Source organism: Longimonas halophila (genome assembly GCF_002554705.1).
Lineage (GTDB): Bacteria > Bacteroidota > Rhodothermia > Rhodothermales > Salinibacteraceae > Longimonas > Longimonas halophila.
The window spans coordinates 198,544-218,271 of the sequence record NZ_PDEP01000005.1 but is presented as its reverse complement, the minus strand read 5'-3'; the positions used below and the strand labels follow the sequence as shown (position 1 = coordinate 218,271).

General features: G+C 60.4%; 14 protein-coding genes. 1 reads left to right on the top strand and 13 read right to left on the bottom strand.

Going from position 1 to position 19,728, the window contains the following annotated elements; all coding sequences use genetic code 11:
- Positions 1-106: 106 nt before the first annotated feature.
- The gene (mnmA, locus tag CRI93_RS07170; RefSeq protein ID WP_098061944.1) at positions 107-1,282 is read right to left on the bottom strand and encodes a tRNA 2-thiouridine(34) synthase MnmA; all 1,176 of its coding nucleotides are present in this window, start codon (positions 1,280-1,282) and stop codon (positions 107-109) included.
- Positions 1,283-1,564: 282 nt separating this feature from the next.
- Between mnmA and CRI93_RS07165 the strand changes: the two genes are divergently transcribed.
- Positions 1,565-1,945 carry a RidA family protein gene (locus tag CRI93_RS07165; protein ID WP_098061943.1) on the top strand — a complete coding sequence of 127 codons (381 nt, stop codon included), beginning with the start codon at positions 1,565-1,567 and terminating at the stop codon, positions 1,943-1,945.
- Positions 1,946-2,011: 66 nt separating this feature from the next.
- Here CRI93_RS07165 and CRI93_RS07160 read toward each other — a convergent pair whose 3' ends face one another.
- The 12 genes from CRI93_RS07160 to CRI93_RS07105 form a co-directional block, all read right to left on the bottom strand.
- Positions 2,012-2,611 carry a hypothetical protein gene (locus tag CRI93_RS07160; RefSeq protein ID WP_098061942.1) on the bottom strand — a complete coding sequence of 200 codons (600 nt, stop codon included), beginning with the start codon at positions 2,609-2,611 and terminating at the stop codon, positions 2,012-2,014.
- A 123-nt stretch (positions 2,612-2,734) separates the two neighbouring features.
- A complete protein-coding gene (locus tag CRI93_RS07155; protein ID WP_245850383.1) occupies positions 2,735-3,970 on the bottom strand; it encodes an N-acetylmuramoyl-L-alanine amidase family protein in 1,236 nt (411 codons plus the stop codon).
- A 51-nt stretch (positions 3,971-4,021) separates the two neighbouring features.
- Positions 4,022-4,648 (bottom strand): DUF1684 domain-containing protein, encoded by a 627-nt coding sequence (locus CRI93_RS07150; RefSeq protein WP_098061941.1) that lies wholly within the window; start codon positions 4,646-4,648, stop codon positions 4,022-4,024.
- A gap of 101 nt (positions 4,649-4,749) precedes the next feature.
- Positions 4,750-5,418, bottom strand: a complete 669-nt coding sequence (locus CRI93_RS07145) for a hypothetical protein (RefSeq protein ID WP_141491609.1) — start codon at positions 5,416-5,418, stop codon at positions 4,750-4,752.
- 87 nt (positions 5,419-5,505) lie between these two features.
- Positions 5,506-6,168 (bottom strand): hypothetical protein, encoded by a 663-nt coding sequence (locus CRI93_RS07140; protein ID WP_098061939.1) that lies wholly within the window; start codon positions 6,166-6,168, stop codon positions 5,506-5,508.
- 109 nt (positions 6,169-6,277) lie between these two features.
- Positions 6,278-6,901 (bottom strand): sigma-70 family RNA polymerase sigma factor, encoded by a 624-nt coding sequence (locus CRI93_RS07135; RefSeq protein ID WP_098061938.1) that lies wholly within the window; start codon positions 6,899-6,901, stop codon positions 6,278-6,280.
- A 215-nt stretch (positions 6,902-7,116) separates the two neighbouring features.
- On the bottom strand, positions 7,117-9,372 hold the full coding sequence (locus tag CRI93_RS07130) for a sensor histidine kinase (RefSeq protein ID WP_098061937.1): 2,256 nt from the start codon (positions 9,370-9,372) through the stop codon (positions 7,117-7,119).
- A 188-nt stretch (positions 9,373-9,560) separates the two neighbouring features.
- Positions 9,561-9,923 (bottom strand): FxLYD domain-containing protein, encoded by a 363-nt coding sequence (locus tag CRI93_RS07125; protein ID WP_098061936.1) that lies wholly within the window; start codon positions 9,921-9,923, stop codon positions 9,561-9,563.
- A 217-nt stretch (positions 9,924-10,140) separates the two neighbouring features.
- Positions 10,141-11,271, bottom strand: coding sequence for a CAP domain-containing protein (locus CRI93_RS07120; RefSeq protein WP_141491608.1), 1,131 nt, complete (start codon positions 11,269-11,271; stop codon positions 10,141-10,143).
- Positions 11,272-11,550: 279 nt separating this feature from the next.
- Entirely contained in the window at positions 11,551-12,318 is a 768-nt protein-coding gene (locus CRI93_RS07115) for a porin family protein (protein WP_098061934.1), read from the bottom strand.
- Positions 12,319-12,706: 388 nt separating this feature from the next.
- Positions 12,707-16,732, bottom strand: a complete 4,026-nt coding sequence (locus tag CRI93_RS07110) for an ATP-binding protein (protein ID WP_176521754.1) — start codon at positions 16,730-16,732, stop codon at positions 12,707-12,709.
- 298 nt (positions 16,733-17,030) lie between these two features.
- Positions 17,031-19,727, bottom strand: a complete 2,697-nt coding sequence (locus tag CRI93_RS07105) for a valine--tRNA ligase (RefSeq protein ID WP_098061932.1) — start codon at positions 19,725-19,727, stop codon at positions 17,031-17,033.
- Between the last annotated feature and the right edge of the window lies 1 nt (position 19,728).

Genomic DNA, 19,728 nt, shown 5'->3' with positions numbered 1-19,728 from the left:
GCTTAGCACCCGGCACCACGAAGAAACGCCCCGCATCTCCCAGCACAATTATGCTTGGGGGATACGGGGCGTTCTTCTTGGATGCGCACGTTAGGATGTGGCCGTATCAGGCGGCAGCCGGGGCCATAGCGTCGGTGTTGGCCGCGGCGGTTTCGGCTTCGCGTTCATCGGCGGTGCCCACCTCGTGAATCCAGCCGCCGCCGAGGACGTCTTCGCCCTCGTAGAGCACGATCGACTGGCCGGCGGTGATGGCACGGCGCGGCTCGGCAAAGGCTACGTTGAGCATGTCGTCATCGTCTTGCCAGGTGAGGCAGCCGGCGCCTTCATCGTTGTAGCGGATGGCGCCCCAGGCCGGACGCTCTTCCTTGAGCGACGGGTACTTGATGAGGTTGACCTCGCCCGCCTTCAGGGTTTGCTGCATCAGTTCGTCCTTGGGCCCCACGGTAATCGTGTTGGTGTCGGGATCGATGTTCGTGACGTAGACGCGCCTGCCCAGCGCCAGGTCGAGTCCGCGACGCTGGCCGATGGTGTAGAACGGGTAGCCGTCGTGCTGGCCAACGACCGTGCCATCGCTCAGCACAATGTCGCCCCCCGACACGCGCTCTTCGAGTCCGTCGACACGGTCGCGCAGGAAGCGTCCGTAGTCGTTGTCGGGTACGAAGCAGATTTCGTAGGAGTCGGGCTTGTCGGCCACGCTGTCGAGTCCGAAGTCGGACGCCATCTGGCGGATTTCGGGCTTCTCGTACGTGCCCAGCGGGAAGATGGAGCGCGCCAGATGCTCTTGCGGCAAGCCCCATAGCGCGTAGCTCTGATCTTTCTTGCGATCGAGGCCGCGCTTCAGCAGGTAGCGGTCGAGCTCCTCGTTGTGCTGCACGCGGGCGTAGTGCCCAGTGGCAATGTACTCGCAGTCGAGGTCATCGGCGCGGCGCAGGAGCGCAGCCCACTTGATGTGCGTGTTGCAGAGCACACACGGGTTGGGCGTGCGCCCGGCCAGGTACTCGTTGGTGAAGCGCTCAATGACCCAGTCGCCAAACTCCTCGCGGATGTCGACGATGAAGTGCGTAAAGCCGTGGCGCAATGCAATAGCGCGAGCGTCGTTGATGGACTCGAGCGTGCAGCAGCCGACTTCTTTGCCGCTGTTTCCACCTCCGCTGGTGGAGTAATCCCACGTTTTCATGGTGATGCCCACCACCTCGTAGCCTTGCTCGGCCAGCAGTACAGCAGTTACGGATGAGTCGACGCCGCCACTCATGGCGACCAGTACGCGTCCCTTTGCGCTCATGGTGTCTGTTGTTGCTCAATGCATCTGGATAGAATCCCTGAACGGCGCAGCGACTTTCTGCAGCAGTGCTCTTTTGTGCTGCGCCGAATAAGGAATAGAGGCAACGACCTGTACATCCGCCCGTTCCTATGCGGGCCTGGCACGGGTGCCCGTTCTGAACAAAGCTTAAGACAATATTCGCTTGTTCTGGCTATGGATAGCTCGCATCTTTAGAAGCAACTATCTGTGCTACTCTTTGAGCGAGTAGCCAACTCTCGGTCTTTGCACTGCACGCACTGTTTTATGTCCCGGACTACTGTTACCACTCCTCGTGCCCCTGCCGCTATCGGTCCATACAGTCAGGCTATCCTAACGGATGACACGCTCTACTGCTCGGGCCAAATTGCGATCGACCCCGACACGGGGCACATGGTGAACGGCTCTGTTGAGGAGGAGACGCGCCGGGTGCTCGACAACGTAGGCGCTGTTTTGCAGGGCGCCAGCATGACCTACGAGAATGTGGTGCAGTGCACGGTCTTCTTGACCGACGTAAACGACTATGCCCAGGTCAACGAGGTGTACGGGCGCTACTTCAACGAGACCCCGCCCGCCCGCCAGGCGGTGCAGGTAGCTGCGCTCCCCCGCAGCGCCCGCGTTGAGATTTCGTGCATCGCGGTGCGGTAGGAGCCTGCGGTAGAAACGCTGCGCCCGCTCCTCGCTCCCCCTCTACACCGACCGATCGCCGTGTTCTTAGCCGCTCACTTCTATGCGGTACGACACGGTGATCTCCACATCATCGCCCGTTCCAATAAGGGAAGGATCGTTGACTTCCAGTTCCAGCGTGAGCGGACTCGACCCATTCTGCACGATTGGGGTGATGTCTTGCTGTAGCAAGTCGAGCGTAACCTCGGGCTCGTCCGAGATGGGTCTGCGCTCGGCGACCGGCTGTGCGCTGGTGTTGGTACCGTAGTACACGCGCGCAGAACCCAGGTAGCTAAACACTTTTGGCTGTGCCCCAAGGCGCCCACCAGTCTCTGCTCCAAAGTTGCCCGTGAGTCGTTCCAGGCGGACGGAACGGATCCGTGCACTCACTACATCGCTGCGGCCCGTCCCAACAATTCCTTGAATTTGACTGTCCAAGTTGTCGCTGTTGGTGGAGGTGAGGGTAAGCGTGCCGTCCGTCACATCATCGGCACTAAACGGCTCGAATTCGAACTCAAACTCCACCGGGTCCGCGTCGGTGCCAATTACGATGGTATCTTCGGTGCCGGTGCCGGTATCGTCGCATCCCACCAGAAACAGGGTGGCTATGAGAAGCGCGCTGAGTGTGCCGTACGAAAATCGCATCATAGGGTTGATGTTGGGTCCGTGAAAGAAAATGTGCGTGCAACGCAGCTTCGGTATCAGTGCAACGCAGGGTTCAGCAGGATTCGTATCATCTTGCCCTGAAACGACAGCTCGTTGCAACTGTGCTTACTCGCCTGCTACAGGTGCCATGCCGCGTTCGTAGTGCGATTTGTACTCGCGCACGGCCCGAAAGATGGCGCTGGCCATGTAGGTCTGTCCTTGTTCGCTGGACAGGAAGTTGGCCTCGGACCGGTTCGACAAGAAGCCCATCTCCACAAGCACCGCTGGCATGGAGGCTCCCCACAGCACATAGAACGGGGCCTGCTTTACGCCCCGGCTGCGTCGATTTACCCGCTCTGAGAACTGGTCTTCAATCAGCCCTGCCAGGTCCTGGCTCTGACGCAGATAGGCGCTCTGTGTAAGCGTGGCACGTACCAACTGCTGATCGTCGTATTCGTCGTACACATCGGTGTTATCCTCGTACCGAATCACGCTGTTCTCGCGCTCCATAACACGGCGGGCCGACTCGGTTTTGGAGGGCCCCAAGAAGAACGTTTCGGTACCGTATGCCTGGCTCGACCCAGCCGCATTGGCATGAATCGAAATAAAGAGCTTGGCGCCGTGTTCGTTGGCAAATCGCCCGCGCTCTTCGAGTTCGATAAATGTGTCGTCGTCGCGGGTGTAAAGCACCTCAATGCCCAGGTACTCTTCCAGGTACCCGCCCAGTTTCTTCGATACAGCGAGCACGATCTCCTTCTCGCGCACGCCATTGGCCGTGGCCCCGTGATCCTGACCGCCATGGCCCGGATCGATGACAACCGTGTCCAGGCGCCAGCGCTGTCGTGCCGATTCGACCACCTCGCGCGCCGAGCGAGCCGCCTCCTCTGCTCTCTCCTCAGCCGACTGGGCCGTGGAGGTAGACAGGTTCAGCAGCAGATCGTCAGAAGCGCCGTCGCGGTAAGCATTGGCTCGAACGGTAGCGTCCTCAGTTAAGTGGATGCGAAGGGTAAAGTGGCCGTCGATGATTTCGGCACCCACCTGCGCGATGGGGCCGCCGGTGGGCAGTTCAACCGATTCAGCAAGTGCCGCGTTGTAGAGCGTCCACTCCACAACCGATGAATCGTTGGGCTGCTCGGGCATCGAGAACGCTTCGATGCGCTCGGTCGTCTGCACGCGCAGCACATGGCCTTGGCCATCCGACCGCTCAGCCAGTTCTACATCGCGAATCTGCACCTGTGCTGCAGCGGGAAGTGCAGTCCACACTCCGCCAATCAGTAGCAGCACCAAAACCCAATATCGAGAAGGCATCTGGGCGTCGCCATGCATCATATTGCCATGCGTTGATGAAAGGAGCATGCTCATGTGTGCGCGGGCACGGTGTGCAGCGCGAGTCCGCTTTCGCTGTACAGCCGTTCAGCTATGCAGCCGCGACTTCTTTTCGCCTACCTCAATTGGTACCGGGATCGTATTTTCGGGCGGTGGCAGCGGGCACACGTAGTCCGGATTATAATCACAATATGGGTTGAACGCCTTGTTGAAGTCCACCACAACGGTGTCATCATCGCGGAGGGGCGCGTTCAGGTAGCGACCCGAAGGATACGTTTCGTCTCCGTTTGTCGGATCACGGAAGGGAATCCACACTTCGCCGTCGAGTCCGGGCTCGCGAAAGACAAGCAGCCGCGTTGTATCCGCTAACGGCACGTTCACCTCCCCAATAACGACTTTGTCGACTGGTGGTCCTTTGTACTGCTGCACACGCAAGGTGTCCGTTACTTCCGTACGCTGCAGGGGCAACGTAAACCGATAGGCGGGGTCAACCTGGTAGTAGCGCAACCCCTCGAACCGACGGCGCGTGGATGCGTCGAGCACGGTACGATCGGCGTCGCGCATGCGCATATCGCGATCTAAGCGATGCTGCAATACCTCATTTTCATAAGCGGCTTCTTCGCTGAGCGTAGCCCCTTCGCATCCCACCAGCCCCACGGCCAGAAACAGCAGAAAGATGCCACGCCACGGCACTACAGGAGATCCGGCTGTCATACACACTCAATCTATTGCGTCGGTAAAAAGCTGTTTTTGTTGTATGAGAGCGTGCTTCGTAAGGTTGCCTACGTGCGTTCAGATTAACTCAGTTCGCTGCGTTACGGCGCATGATTGGCGTGGTTTGTAAGTTGCTGTACGCGTTGTTCAATCATTGCTTCTCGATGGGCCGCCCGCTGCTGCATACGCTGCTGCATGGCATCAACCTGTTGCTGCAACTGCTGGAGCTCGCGGCGGCGATTCGTTTGCTTAAGATCGAACAGCTGCGTGATCGTCTGGCGCAACGTGTCGAGATGCGCAGTGCGCTCTGGCCCTGGCTCCAACTGCCGAATACGGTAGGCCCGCTGCTCCGCCGCATGCTCCAGCGCATATTCGCGCTGCACGGACTCGTAGAGCCGTTGGCTCTGTGCACGCAGCATCTGCATATAGTCGGATGAAGGCGACAGCGAACGAGACGTCTTCGCCCTCGATTCGCTCGGCACTTCGCGCGTGTCTTCGGTGGCATACGACTCCTGATCCACCACTTCCAGCGTTGATTCGGTGAGGCGATACGGCTGCCCTTGAATTTCAACGACCGGCCGCTCCAGCCCGTAGACCTGATACTGCATCTGCACCTCGTCAAGGATCAGTCCAGACGGAAGCACCTCCTCCGGCACAGCCTTCCCATCGATGTATACCGTACTGTCTTGGATCTGTAACGTGCGATGGGGAACGGGCTGACTGTGGGCAGCAGGCACACGGGCCAGACTTGCTGTGATGAGCACGACCATGAGCATCAGCATTGCCCTCCCGTGCTTACCCAAACGCTGCAAAGGATGCTTTTGAAACGGGGCACACAGAACCATGAGAGCACGGGGCTACCGAGTAACGGAATGCGATACGGAAGAAAGAGGCGCCGAAGGATCCGACATACGCGTCTGCAGCACCGAAGCCTGCCGGTGCAGGGCTGCCCGCTCAGTGGGGGTATCCCACGCAGGCAGGTCGGCAGCCCCGATAGCGGCGCTGCCTTCTGGCCCCGAAGCCCAGGGCGCTCCATTTAGCAGAAGGACCGCCGCCAGCACGAGTGTCAACGCCCACGGGACGGCAGCGCCGTTTCGGACGGATGGTGAAGCCGTTGCGCTTGTTGGGGGAGTGGGTGCTGGGTTCTTAGCTGGGCCTTCAGAAGCAGAACGGGTGGAAGCAGGACGCTCAGCACGGCGGGCAGGCGGTACCGTCACCGTGCATCCGGCTCCTGCGTCGTGCTGCGGCACCCCGTCGCCACGTGTGAAGGCGTCTGCTTCATGCGCAGGTGCCGTGCTCGATGCCGCAGCCTGGCCGGCGTCTCCTACAATCTGGTCGACCACGGCGGCATCAGGGCGCGCAGGAGCCTTTGCATCCAGTTGGCGCTTGACCTCGTGAAAGGCGAACCACTCGTCGAACAGGTCGGGCCGATGGGTCAGCGCTTCCTCCATTTGCTCGGCCTCGACCTCGTCGAGTTCGCCGTACATGTATTGAAGAAGGCGGTTGGTATCGTTGCTCATAGCAGATGTAGCATGCACTCGTAGGAAGGCAAGAGAAAAAGCACCAACCCGGTTGTGCCAAATCCGAGATACACGGGCCGCACAGAACGCGCCCTCCGGACCCATACTGCTACGCCGAAGTCGGCCCCTCCATCGATCCAATCAGCGCAGCAGGAGCCACCTCAACCTCGTCGAGCATGCCTCGCAGGTTCTTAAGTGCGTACCGCATGCGTCCCAGGGCCGTGTTAATGGACACGCCTGTGAGCTCAGCAATCTCGCGAAACGTAAGATCGGTTTCCTGGCGCAGTAGCAGTACCTCGCGCTGCTCGGGAGCCAGACGCCGAATATACGTGTTCAGCACATCGCGTTGCTGCATGCGGTGCAGTTCAGCCTCTGCACTGGGCGTGTCGCTTTCGAGCGTATCCCAGAACGAGCGGCCGTCGTCCTCATCGCTCGACACATCCGACCATTTTTTCTGCTTGCGCAGGTGGTCGATGGTCGCGTTGCGAGCAATGCGCATCACCCAGCTCAGCCACTGCCCCTGGTGCGTGTACGAGCCCCGGCGGTCGTTCATCGCCTTAATGACTCGTTCAAACGTATCCTGAAACAGATCGTGAGCTATGGCCCGGTCGTGCACCATGCCCATAATGTATCCGAAAATCTGATCTTGGCGGCGCTCAATCAGCGTCCGAAACGCCTGTTCGTCGCCCGATTCTAAGTACGCCTCGACCAGCGCTTCGTCGGTTGGTTGCATAAGCTTGCGTCCGTCGCGTCAATGGGAGACTGTGCGGGCAGCAAGCACTACAAGGAACGAGCCACACCACGCGTTTATTGCCCAACGCCGTGTTTTGTGGAAGCGAAGCCCTGTAGCAGGGCACGCAGTGTCCATCATGATACGCAGCGCTGCCTTTCCTACTTGACACCTGCTCCGCGCCACGCATGGGCCATGCCCCACAGCACAGGCCCTCGTCATGCGCGTGAAGCTTCGTCGTGCTGCGACGGTGCCAGGGGCAGCCGGAGCGTAATGGTGCTGCCTTTTCCTTTAGCTGTATCGATATCGATGGATCCACCCAGGCGTTCCATTACGTGTTTGCAGACGGTAAGGCCCAGCCCGCTGCCCTGATGCGTGCGCGCCAGGCCCTCGCTCTCTTGCGCAAACGCCTGAAAGGCCCGTGGCACAAACGCCGGATCAATACCCGTACCTGTGTCCTCCACCCGAACCACGGCCTCGTCGCCCTCCGTGGACAGTCGAATGGTGATGCTGCCGTGCTCGGTGAACTTGATAGCGTTGTCGACAACGTGATGCAGCACGCGCTCCATAAGGTCGGGGTCTACGTGCACCTGCACCGGCGCCTCGGGCATCTGGATGTGCGTGGTCAGGCCCTTTTCTTCGGCTTTCTCACGCATCGAGGCGGTGTGCGTGCGCACCAGATCGGCCAGCGGATGCACCGCACGGCTGGGCGTAAGGGTGCCGGCTTCCAGCTGCGCCAGGTCGAGTAGCGAGTCGAGCGTAAAGAGCAGGCGCTTCCCGCTGCGCTCAATGAGATCGATGAAGCGGCGATACTTTGGATCCACAGCCTCGCGCAGCGTCGGCGTAAAGCCCAGAATGACAGTGAGGGGCGTGCGCATCTCATGCGTCATGTTCGAGAGCACCGACGACCGAAACTGCGCTACGTCCTCGGCTTTCTCTTTGGCATCGACCAGTGCGCGCCGGGCGGCCTCGCGCTGCGTAATGTCGGTGATGGCCATGACGGCACAGACGCGGTTGTCGATGTGGATACGCTGCATAGCACACAGCACGTCAATGCGGGTGCCATCGGGCTGGCAGAACGTCGTTTGCACGTTCGAGAGCGTGCCGGTATCGCGCAGGCGCTCGAAGGCGGCCTGGCGGTAGCTGCGGTCGGCCCACAGCGCCATGTCGTCGTCGGTGCGGCCTACGATGTCGTAGCGCGGGCGCTTCACCAGCGTGCAGAGCGCATCATTCACATTCAGATAGACGCCGTCATCCAGCCGTACAATGGCCAGCGGCGACGGGCTCATGCGGAAGATTTTCTGCATAAGCGTCTGCGTTTCCTGCGCCTGTACCAGCGCGCGCTTCCGCTCGGTGATGTCCACCAGACTTACCAGGGCGCAGTCGTTGCCATCCAGCGAAATAAGCCGCGCGCTAACCAGCACCGTGCACGACGTGCCATCGGCTTTTGTAAGTGTGAGCTCGCGGTCGTAGAGCTGTTCGTGCGTAAGTAGGTCGCGCGTGAGTTGGAGACGACGATGTTCGGGCACGCCCGTGCGTACATGGTCAATCTGCTCGCCCGCCAGCTGGGCCGCATCGAAGCCGGTAAGCGTTTCCATGCGCTCGCTCACCTCCAGAATCACCCCGTCGTGCAGACGGATGATAGCGGCTGCAGGCCCCAGGTGAAAAGCGGTATCGAAGAGGCCAAGCGTGCGCTCCAGGGTTTCGGACAGGCGCTCGCGGCCCGTAAGGTCGCGCACCGCAACCAGCGCCGCCCGGCGCCCCTGATGCACGATGGGCACCGATGCAGACTCTACAATCCGCTCTTCGCCCTGATGGGTACGCAGCGTATGCCGGGCAAAGTCGATCCGGCGCCCTGTGCGCACCTGCTGACGCCGCTGACTGACATGCTGCTTCTCTTCTTCGGGCAGATACGTCCAGATGGACGTGTCGATCAGGTCTTCGAGGCGGTCGACCCCGGTCATGGCCACCGCCGCCGAGTTTGCGTATTTGATGCGATCGTTGGAGGCCACGATGAGAATGGCATCCGGAAGCAGTTCTAAGAGCTCGCGGTGCAGTGGCTCCATATCGGGCCGGGCGGCGTGGACAGTGCGTCGTAGGACTCCGTTCAGGCATGGGCCCTCGCCGTTTTCCTCGCACGCGTCAGTGCACGGCCCCACGGTGCCGGTCCACGAATTGGAGGGGCCGTCGCGCAGCGCAATCGATACCGGCTCGCCGGTGGCACAGGCCTCGCGCAGGGCCGGTACCAGTTCGTCGTGGTTGCGCATGAGTTCTTCCACAACGTCCGCGTCGTGCGCCGACGCTGCCTCCACCTCCACCGGCCCCAAGGTGGCCGAGCTATCGCTGGTCACCTGCAGTTCCACATGGAAGGTGGCATCAGCCAGCGCGTGCAACTGTTGACGGTACGCTGCAGCCTGGGACTGAGCCGTATCGAGCTGTTGCTGTAAAGATAAGTGTGCATCAGGCAATTCCATACCGTTCCGGGTCGTAGAGTGTCTACACGCACCGCTTCAGAGCGCTTCTTCAGGGCGCGTGGGTGCTACACTGTACGCAGGCTATAGCACGTGGTGCACCGCTTTCGCTCCTCTTCCCAAGACGTTACGCCCACCTGCAACGCATTCCGCTCTACCCACCGGGCTCCATGTTCTGCCATGCACGTTACTTATGGCACCATTACACTGTTAACTCGCGCTTGCCCCACCGGGCCGTCGTGTGCCAGGGCCTGCGTGAACGACCGGCTGCCATTGGATGGAATGTCTTCTACCTCGATGTGCTGCGTGCCCATCTGCGCACCGGTTTCATCAAACAAGCTCACTTCGATCTGTGCAATCGGAATGTCTTCTGAGCCTGTGTTGTGCACATCGGCAGTAAACTCGCGTTCACCGTTCGGCTGCTCTACATAACGAAAGTTGCGGACCTCAATGTCCTCAGAACGCGACGATGCATCGCTCCCGCATCCTACCCCTATGCCACCAAGCAGCAGCAGGCTTAGCATAACGAGCGTTTGATTCAGCCGGGTTCGCATAACAACGGAGCACGTGTGTCGGAAAAATAGATACGTGCTCACAACGCGCTCCCGTACGCCATTGGTACCGCTCTGCTGGAACGCAGTCAGAAGATCACACAATATGGATACAACGCAAAACGTAAAGCGCTTTCATCATGGCTTATGATCGCGGATGCGGCTGTTAGGGCTTGTTTGCAGGCTGTTTTAGGGTGTGGTTTTGTGATCTTGCAGCAGGCTACCTCGAACACAAGGGAGGGGCCTCGCTGGGATCTTCTTCGCGTCCGAACCAGATAACAGCAAAGCCATCAACGACCCCCACGCCCATAGCCCGCCACGTAAAGTTGGTCCACTGCCCCCGGTTCGCCATCACCGCGTCATGCCCCAGACTTGCCTGCCATTGCTCCATGATCCGTTCGGCATCGGGCGGCCCGCTGTACGCAATCTCGTACCCGGTGCCGGTGTAATCGGTTAGCTCCGACGGCTTCTCCCACATGCACGAGGCATTGGCATGGTCGTCGGTGTAACAGCATGGGCTCCACGATCCCTCGTCGGACCAGCTGTGTAGGTTGCATTGGCTGTCTTCGTGCGGGGCTTCGTCGGCTAAGTCACGGACGTGGGTCTGGGCAACCTTGGTCAGTGCTCCCGACAGGGGCACCTCCGGCAGATTTTCGGAGGTGCGGTAGGAGCGCACCGATTCTATAAGCGCTTGCTCATCTCCAGACACGCACACGCGCGTTCGGCGCGAGGGCGTCCGGTCAGGCTCCTCTGCAGAGGCAACAGCTTCCTGGTCTGGAGCCTGGCATACATTGCCTTGGCACGTTTCATCTTCGGCACAGCGCCGTCCCCCACACTCGAACGAGCCCATAAGTCGCGGATCGCGTTCGTATCCTGCAACAGAACCAATCGACTGCCCAACCTCCGTCATAAACGCCCACACGCCTGCTCCCCGCCGGGGCGTCTCGTTCCACGCCACCCGTGTCCAGTCATCAAAATCAGACTGGCGCAGGTCTACCATTTCCCCGGCAATCTCGACGCGCCCTGAGTCCGTTGCTACAACGTTGAGCCGCACGTTCAGCGTGTCGTTCACGCGAATCGGCTCCGTACGCAGGTAGCCCGATGTGCGGTTTAACTCCTCGGTGGATACCTCGGCAACCTTCAAGGTGCGAACCACACGGTCAACCATTGCACCTGTGGATCCGGTCGAATCGGACTGCACAACGATGACGTTGTCGCCTTCCCACACCATACCGCCCTCGGCCAAGGTACCACTCCCTCGGCATCCCATATACACGAGCGCAACCAACACCACCGTCGCTGCACCCATCCACCAAGCTATTTGAAACGATGCGTATCGATTTTCTTTCATGCTATGCGTAGTTCTGTGTCGGGCAAGAAAACGAGCCTCGAACGAACGGAATTTGGCTACGCAGAGGCCCCTTCGTTGATAACCAGCGTCCAGGCCGGGCGACTGCGGTCATTCGTCGGTACAAAACATCCTCTCGGGCCAGCGATGCACCTACCCTTGCACTTGACCCATCAAGGAGCAGGTTGTCCCCAGGCATTTCTGGCCGAGAGGAAACGGACGGAGGCACAGGCCTCACATTTACATGTCTACACTACGTCAACACAAGAAATCTATGTCCTGCTAAAAGCCAATGCCCAGACTAATACGGAAGCCTTCGTTTGTGATGTCGGATGCTGCATCGTTTATCTCGTCTTCGTCGAACACCCCAGTCAGCCCTCGGGTGTAGCGCGCATCAAGCATGAGGAGAACAACCCCGGCTTCAATGTCGAGTCCAGCTCCTACGTGTGCCCCGACCTCGGTACCACTCACAAAATCGCTAATGTCGCGTGGGTCGGTGCCGGCCCGAGGTTCGTCGAACTCGGCATTCACGTTCACGCTCACCGCAGGCCCTGCAAACACAGTTGGCGTGATGGGACCGGCTACCGGAATCTGCAGCTTGGCCAGAATGGGAATCTCTACGTAGTCGAGCGCCAGGCTACCGGCTTCCACATTCGGGTCATTAGGAATGTTGGGAATATCGAAGCCTTTCTGGACATAAGCCGCTTCGGGCTGAAGCGCAAATGGGCCTGCAAAGTCAATCTGGACAAAGCCGCCAACGGCCATGCCTCTTCGTCGCTCGGTAAACTCGTCCGGAATTTCGAGCGCTTCGGCCAGGTCATCGGCCCGAAGATCAGCGCTGTGCACGCCGCCTTTAAACCCTGAGGTTATGCTGACCTGAGCGTGCACGGCAGGTGCAACACTCATGCTTCCTGCAATAATTAGAAGCGCGGCTGCACGTAGCACGAAAGCGTGCCAGGCGGTTGTGGATCTGCCTGATTGCTGTCGATCTGAAGGCGAGCGTTGGGCGTGTGACGAACCGGTTTTACCCGTTGTAGCCGAGTTGTGCATGACACGTCTGGGGGATCCGTGCAAAAGAATGTGCAAGTCGGCAGATGCCTACCGGTCGGTTACCGGTACTCTGATGGTGGACCCACCACACAACCAATCAGCGCCCGGAATGTCCAGCGCATCTTTGTCGCAGATCCGACATTTGCTGTCGTGTGTACGACAAACCCAGGCTCACGCCCTACTACGACGGATTACGAACCTGTTTGATTTCTTATTTTGGGTACTCCAGGAGTACTTCTTCCCTACGGTCAGGGCGCTGTGAGCGGCTCCGCTGGGCTGGGGACGAAGGTCATGCCTCTGGTGCTACGAATCTCTATCGTGGTCCTCGTTTCGCTCCAGCGGCGCTCGCTCTCGCCGTCAAACCAACCCCCAAACAGATTCTACGTCCTTATGCTGCACTGCCATTTACAGCTTCGGACGATGCGTGCGTATCGCGGTAGGCCGAGGGCGACTGCCCTGTGGCTTCGCGAAAAACTTTCGAGAAGTGCGATGGCGAGCGGAATCCGACCGCGTACACCACCTCAGCAATCGTCTCCGGATCCGTTTGTAGGAGCGTTTTTGCGTGCTCAATGCGGCGGTGACGGATGAACGCAGCCGGGGTCATGTCCACCGCATCTTTGAGACGACGTGTGCACTGCCGCCGACTTAGCGCCACTGCACTCGCCAACTGATCGACCGTAAAGTCGGGGTTGTCCAGGTGCTCATCTACGGCACCGGCAACCGCCTCCATAAACGGCAGGTGCTGCCGGTCGATGCTCGCGTTGGTGCTGGACAGCGACACCTGTTCTTCAAAGCGCGACCGCAGATGCTTGCGGGCGGCCAGGTGGTTGGCGATACGCTGCTTCAGGGCGGCCACGTCGAACGGCTTCGCGATGTAGGCATCGGCCCCGCAGCCAAGCCCCTCGCGTTTGGCTTCATTGCTCGCACGGGCAGTCAGAAGCAGCACAGGAAGGGTGCGCAGCTCCGCATCCTCCTTGATTGCGCGACACAGCGCAAATCCATTCATCTCGGGCATCATCACATCGGCCAGGACCAGGTCGGGCGCACGGTTCTGAATCATGGTCCACCCCTCCGCGCCGTGCTCGGCGGTGCGTACGTGCCAGTGTGGGGACAGCTCTTCTTCCAGGAAGCTGAGCATCTCGGCGTTGTCCTCGACCACCAGCACGGTTGCATTAGATTCCGATGCGGCGTCGTGCGCTGCCGGAATGCTGTTGGAGTGCACCTCGATCGCTGATGCATCCTCAGGATGTGCAATGTCGGTGCGTACGCTTTGAGGCGGTAAATGGGTGGTCGGATACAGGGGCAGGTGCACGATGAAGGTACTGCCTTCGTTGGGCGTGCTCTCCACATCAATGGTGCCGTTGTGCAGCGCCACCAGTTCGCTGGTCAGTGTAAGGCCCAGCCCCAGCCCCTCTTCGTCGTGCTCCTGCGCCCGGTTGCCCCGCTCGAAGCGTGCAAAGATGCGATCCTGCTCGGCCTCCGAGAGACCTGCCCCCGTGTCCGCCACCAAAATCGTGGCATATCCGGGCCGGTCGCCAGACGGCTCCACCCGCACCGTAACCGCTCCGCCCGACGGCGTGAACTTGAGCGCGTTATCTACCAGATTGCTCACGATCGTTTCCACCTTCTCGACATCAAACTGGCTTTCAAGTGGCTGCGCAGGCCGGTGAACGTCCAGATCGATGCTCTGCCCCTGGGCCCGCTCCTTAAACGCATCGGCAGTGCGTTGCACGAGGGCGGCCAGATCGCCCGGCTGGTGCTCTACCGACATACGGCTTGCCTGAAGCGTGGCCAGATCGAGGAGCTGGTCAATCAGACGCTGCACGTGTTCGGCATTACGTACCATGCGATGCACCTGCCGGCTGCCCAACTCCACCATGCCATTACTTACCTGCTGTAGCGCGCTTTTGAGGGGACTGAGCAGGAGCGAGAGCGGCGTCCGAAACTCGTGACTTACATGGGCGAAGAACCGGTTCTTGGCGTCGTCGAGCTCGGCCAGACGCTCGGCCTGGGCTTCGGTTTTGCGTTTTTCCTCGCGTAACTCCGTGGTGCGCTCCTGCACCATCTCTTCCAGCACCTGCTGATACCGCTGCAAGCGCCGAATCCGCCAGCGATAGGCGGCCCAGCCCAGCATTAGCAGTATGAGTGCGGCAAGCCCCTGCACGCTGCGCATCTCGTAGATGTACGCCGGAATCCGAAATGCATACGTGGCCGCCTCCCCAGCCAAACGGTCATTGAGCCGCGCCCGCACCTGAAAATGATACGCTCCCGGATCCAGATTCGTGTATCGCGTAAAGCCCTGCGTGGTTGTACTCCATGTGGTGTCCTGCGGTAGCAGTCGGTATTCGTAATACACGCTTTGGGGATCAGGAAAGTGCACGCCGGCAAACGAAAACCCGATGCTCCGGTCGCTTGCCTCCAGGGCTAAGTTCGGCGTAGCGGGCTGATTGTTCAGGTTCACCTCCAGCCCCGTGAGCAACGTGCGCGGGGGCTGTTCGGTCTGCCCAAGCACACGCAACGGCAGTTTGGTGATACCATGGGCGTGCCCAACATACAACGTATCGCGGGCTACGTGTGCTGCCATCACGTTTGAGGAGCGCAGCCCGTCGGCTTCGGTAAGCTGGCGCTGCACGGCACCGGTTTCTGCATCGAGCACGTACAGCCCATGCTGACGTGTGCTGGCCAGGGCCAGGCTGTCGCCCACTGTATCCACCTGCCACACACGCCGGTTGCTTAGCAGACGCTGCGCTGTGCCGCTGGCATCGATACGGAGCAACCCGCCGTCGTACACAAAAGTTGCCCACACACGCCTGGCAGCATCGGTTGTCATCTGCTGGATGTTGCTGCGTTCGTTGATCTCAAACCGGCTGGCTTCGGTCTGCGCATAGCGTGTCAGCGTCCCCAGCGTATCGACCACCTCGGCAGCAGGCAACTGTCTTCGCACAACCGTTGCTCCATCGCGATGGATGAGTGCCCCGCTGCGTCCAAGCGTAACGTCGTGCTGATAGGCAAGCGAGTCGGGCCATGTGGCCAGGGCCGTGGGGGCGCGGGTGGAGTCGGATGGATACCGGTAGAGGCCGTCTTCATGCAGAAAATAGCCCGTCCCTGTTGTATCCACCACGCCCTCCACAGCGTCATTTGTGCTACGCACCCGCGTCCACGAGCCGTTGGGCGGCTTGCGGTACCAGATGCGCGTTTCTGAGGCCAGGGCATGAAGCGTATCGGAGGCGCTTTGCACGCGCTGCCGCCACCCCACCTGGTCGTCTGGAGTCACGTGCTGTTCGGTATCATAGAGTTGAATCAGCCCGCTGCCGTAGGTGCGCGCCCACAGGTCGGTGCCCTGTGGCAGAAAATCCATGACGTTCTGAATTGGCGTCTCGCCGGACAGCGTGCTTTTGTGCTGCGCGTGCGGTGCGCGCAGGTACAGCAGTCCCTCGGGCGTGCCCACCCAGAGGCCGCGACGGGTATCCTGAAATACGCGGGCCATCAGCACATCGGGCAGTCCTTGTTGGGCACCGAGTGTGTCTTCGGGAGTCAGTGTACGCGCATCGTAGCGCGCAATGCGGCGGCCCCGTGTGGCGTAGACGTCGGTGCCGTGTACGGACAGATACGTAGGATCGCCCAGATCGGTAACCAGCGGCTCCTCCACCATGCGCCGTGTGCTATCAGGATCCATCCAGTACACGGCTTCGTCGTGGAGCGCAAACATACGCCCGTTCTCGGCGATGCGCAGCGTATACCAGTACGCACCGGGCTCGCCGGTGGCCCCCCCCGACACGAAGTCGACTGTGCCATCATCGTGAAGCACGCCGGGGCCGTGCCGCCCATCAACGATCCATGTAGTCCCGTTGGGATGTACATCCGCGTTGAAAACGCCGGCCCCGCTTGTGGTAGATTCCTCCTCATCGAGCGGAGTCTGAATGTCGTATCCATACGGCTGCCGTGTGGGGTCCTCGTCCTCCGGCGTCCACGTCCATACCGCTGTGCGCGTCAAGAATCGGGTGGTGTCGGGCCCGGGCAGGATGCGCTGAATTAGTTCATCGCCCAGTTCGACGACCTGCTCTACGCTATCGCCCCGCACGCGCACCGCCTCTCCCACCGAGGCCGCGACCCACACTGCACTGGAATCGGCAGGCTGAATATCACTCACGTACACCGTTCCGATCTCGTCGGGCATGGTCACCGAGCGAAATGTGTGTCCGTCGAACACCGAAAGACTGGTCTCGGTGCCGATCCAGAGCAGTTCGTTCTCGGTCTGCGCAAGCGCCGTAATAGCCCGATCGGACAAGCCCTCATAGGCTGTAAAGCGATGGTACGGAACGGTGTCTTGCGCGTAGGTTGCCGGTGCATACCCGCTCCACAGTGCAAACTGAAGTGCTGCACTAATCAGCAGGAGGCGTACGGCTATCGGCATAGCAGTGGGCACCGCCCCGTCGGTCCTCATGCATCAACAGATGCACACGGACCGCAAAGACGAGAACGGATGCGCAATGGGAAGGGGACATTGTGCGAATGCTCAGAACCTGTTTCTGGTCGTTCAATCTGGGGATGCGAGTGGCACTGGTAGGTGGATCGGCCCTTGCTATCCCCAAACCCAGCCAGGTTCTTGAGAAACATTCCGACCACACAATTCGGAATGATAACGTTTTAAACCTATTAATTCATGTCCTCGATTTCAACCCAGTGTCCCCTCCAATGCTGTATCTCGGGAGCTACACCTGCTCCAGGTCCGCCAGATTCGCACGCAGGCGCTCCAGTTCAGCGGTAGCATCGCGCTTTTTCTGACGCTCGCGCTCCACCACATCGTCCGGCGCTTTGGTGACGAACTGCTCGTTCTGCAGCTTGCCCTCCACACTCTTCAGGAAGCCCTCTTTCTCGGCGATGGTCGACTTCAGGCGCTCGCGCTCCTTGTCGAGGTCGATCATGCCTTTCAGGGGCACGAACACTTCGCTGTCTTCCACCACCACCGATGCGCTGGCCGTAGGCTTCTCCAGGTCGTGGCCCACCATCAGATCCGTGACGCGCGCCAGCTGCTCAAAGTAGTCCGGATACGCCCGCATCGCTGCGGCGCGCTCGGTGGCCGTTTCCGGCAGACTGATGACCGTGCGCACTTCGGTCCCGGCGCCCACGCCGTAATCGCTCTTGATGCTTCGGATGCCCGAAATCAGCTCTTGCAGGTGCGCAAAGGTGTCGTGTGTGGCGGCATCGTGCGGCACATCGGCAGCCTGCGGCCAGTCGGATACGATGCAGGCCTCGCCCTCCTCACGCGGACGCACCTTCCACCACAGCTCTTCGGTCACAAACGGCATGAAGGGATGCAGCAGTTGGAGCAGCGTTTCGAAGATGGATGCCGCACGCGCAATGACCTGCTCGTCCATCGACTCGCCATAGGGCGGTTTGATGAGCTCCAGGTACCAGTCGCAGTAGTCGCGCCAGAACACGTCGTAGACAATGGAAACGGCTTCGTTGAGCCGGTAGCGGCTGAGCGCGTCTTCAATGTCGTTGATAGCCGTGTGCATACGATGGAGCATCCACTGCTCCACCATTTCCAGCTCCTCGAAGTCGCGCGGATCGGTGTAGGTACGCGTGGGATGCCCCTGCGCATCCGTCTCCATGAACTGCCCGAAGACGTTGTAGGCGTTCCAGATCTTGTTGGCGAAGTTGCGGCCCATCTCGAACTTCGACGGTGCCAGCTTGATGTCCTGGCCCTGCGCGCAGAGCAGCGTGAGGGTGAAGCGCGTCGCATCTGCCCCGTACTGATCGACCATTTCGATGGGATCGATGCCGTTGCCGAGGCTCTTCGACATCCAGCGGCCCTGCTCATCTTTCACCATGCCGGTGATGAAGATCTCCGTGAACGGCGGCTGGCCGGTAAAGTGGTAGCCGGCCATCACCATGCGGGCGATCCAAAAGAAGAGGATGTCGTAGCCCGACACCAGCACGTCAGTCGGGTAGAACGTTTTGAGGGCATCGGTGTCGTCGGGCCAGCCGAGCGAGGCAAACGGCGCCAGCCACGAGGAAAACCACGTGTCAAGCACGTCCTCGTCTTGCACCATCTCCTCGTCGGTGTCGGGATGGTCTACGCTCACCACATAGCCGCGCTCCGGATCGGGATTGCCTTCGTCGTCGGTGTAGTACCACACCGGAATCTGATGCCCCCACCAGAGCTGCCGCGAGATGCACCAGTCGCGGATGTTCTCCATCCAGCGGAAGTACTCGTTCTCCCACCGCTTCGGGTGAAAGGTGATCGTGCCGTCGCGCACCGCTTCGATGGCGGGCTCAGCAAGCGGCTCCATCTCCACAAACCACTGCCGCGAGATCAGCGGCTCGATGACTGCGCCCGAGCGGTCGGAGACGGGTACGTTGATGGTGTGCTCTTCGACATCGACAAGCAGACCGTCGGCGTCGAGGTCGGCCACGATCTTATCGCGTGCCGCAAAGCGGTCGAGCCCCTCGTACGGCCCGCCGTTGGCGTTGATGGTGCCGTCGGGATTCATCACATTGACGGTGTCGAGATCGTGACGCTCGCCGATCTCGAAGTCGTTTTCGTCGTGCGCGGGCGTCACCTTCAGCGCGCCGGTGCCAAACTCGCTGTCGATGTATGCGTCGGCGATGATGGGAATCTCACGGTCGAGGACGGGCACGCGGGCGGTTTGGCCCACCAGGTGCTGGTAGCGCTCGTCGTCGGGATGCACCGCCAGCGCCGTATCCCCCAGAATGGTTTCGGGCCGCGTGGTGGCAATGGTCACGTAGTCGGGGTCGCCGTCGGTAACGAGCGGGTAGCGCACGTGCCAGAGGTGCCCGGCGCGCTCTTCGTTGTTGACCTCCTCATCCGAGAGCGCGGTTTCGTTAGCGGGGTCCCAGTTCACGAGGTAGTCGCCGCGGTAGATGAGGCCGTCCTCGTAGAGCTGCACAAAGACCTCCTGCACCGCCCGCGAGAAGTCCTCATCCATCGTAAAGTAGCTGCGCTCCCAGTCGCACGAGTCGCCCAGGGTGCGCTTCTGCCGCAGGATGATATCGCCATACTCCTTTTTCCACGCGTACACGCGCTCCACAAAGGCCTCGCGGCCCAGGTCGTGACGCGTCAGGTCGTCTTCCTCTGCAATCTTGCGCTCGACCACGTTCTGCGTGGCAATGCCCGCGTGGTCGAGGCCCGGCATCCAGAGCGTCTCGTCGCCCTTCATGCGGTGGATGCGGGTGAGCGCATCCTGAATCGAATCCTGCAGCGCATGACCGATGTGCAGCCGCCCGGTCACATTCGGCGGCGGCATCGTGATGCTGTACGACGACGCCTCGGGATCGTCGTTGGCCTTGAAAAAGTCATTCTCCTCCCAGTACCGATACCATTTGTCTTCGATCTGCGAGGGGTCGTAGACGGTAGAGGCAGGGCCTGTGTCCGATTCGGCCATG